1 protein-coding gene is annotated in these 1,344 nt (G+C 69.3%); it reads left to right on the forward strand.

Annotated features, from left to right (window positions below; all coding sequences use genetic code 11):
- On the forward strand, nucleotides 1-1,264 hold a 1,264-nt coding region (locus ABIC30_RS31750; RefSeq protein WP_354456840.1), incomplete at its 5' end, for an IS1182 family transposase.
- Between the last annotated feature and the right edge of the window lie 80 nt (nucleotides 1,265-1,344).

Consider the following 1,344-nt stretch of genomic DNA (forward strand, 5'->3'; position numbering starts at 1 on the left):
GCCGCCTGGGCACATGGCGCACTTCGTCCGCGATACGGTGCGAGAGGCGCTGGACCTCTCGGCCATCCTCGACACCTACACAGAGGAGCGCGGCTACCCGCCCTACCATCCCGGCATGATGGTGGCGCTCCTGCTCTACGGCTACAGCCGCGGCCTGTACTCCTCGCGCCAGCTCGCCCGCGCCTGTGAGGAGAGGGTCGACGTCATGGCCGTGACCGGCCTGAACCGACCGGATTTCCGCACCATCGCCGACTTCCGCAAGCGCCACCTCGTGGCCCTGTCCGACCTGTTCGTGCAGGTGCTGCGCCTATGTCGGGCGGCGGGTCTCGTCGAGTTCGCCCACGTGGCGGTGGACGGGACCAAGCTGAAGGCTGCCGCCTCGCGCCACAAAGCCATGAGCTACGGCCGGATGAGGACGGCCGAGCCGGCCCTGACCGCTGAGGTCCAAGCCTGGTTGGATCGCGCGGGCGAGGCTGACGCGGCGGAGGATCAGGCTCACGGTGCCAGCCGTCGGGGCGACGAGACCCCGGACTGGATGGCCGACAAGCAGCGGCGGCTGGAAGCAATCCGCGCCGCCAAGGCCGCGCTGGAGGCGGAGGCGGCTGATCCGCCCGATCCCGAGGACGAGAGCGGGCCGGGCGCCTCGTCGGGCATGCGTTGGCAGGGCCGGCCACTGCGCGGCGAAGACGGCAGTCCGCCCGACCGAGCGCAGCGCAACTTCACCGACCCAGACAGCCGGATCCTGCCCACGCGTGATGGCTTCGTACAGGGCTACAACGGCCAGGTCGCAGTCGACGCGGCGCATCAGGTGATCGTCGCGTATCGGCTCGTGACCAACTCGGCCGATCACCGCGCGCTCGTGCCGCTTGTAGACGGGCTCCGCGCCCATCTTGGGCGCAAGCCGCGGGAGGTCTCGGGCGATGCCGGCTTTGCCAACGAGGCGAACCTCGCCGCGCTGAAGGAGCGCGGCATCACGGGCTACCTCGCTCCGGGCCGGGCACGTCATGGCGAGGCGGACGCAGCCGGCCGCCGGAGGCTGACCAAGATGCCATTGATGAGCGCGATGGCCGCCCGCCTGAAGCGGGCTGGGCGCCGCAGTCGGTACCGTCTTAGGAAGCAGGTCGTCGAGCCGGTGTTCGGACAGATCAAGCACGCCCGAGGCTTCCGACAGTTCCTGATGAGAGGGCTCGATCAGGTCCGGGGCGAGTGGGCGATGATCTGCACCGCCCACAACCTGCTGAAGTTGGCACAGGCAGGCCGCTGAAGCCGCTGGTCTACCCTCATTGGCTTCCGTCTCGCCCCCTCTACCAGGCTTCAAACCCCGTTACTCGGACAAGCTCCTAG

Origin of the sequence: Methylobacterium sp. 1030 (assembly GCF_040544715.1) — a bacterium.
Taxonomy (GTDB): Bacteria; Pseudomonadota; Alphaproteobacteria; order Rhizobiales; family Beijerinckiaceae; genus Methylobacterium.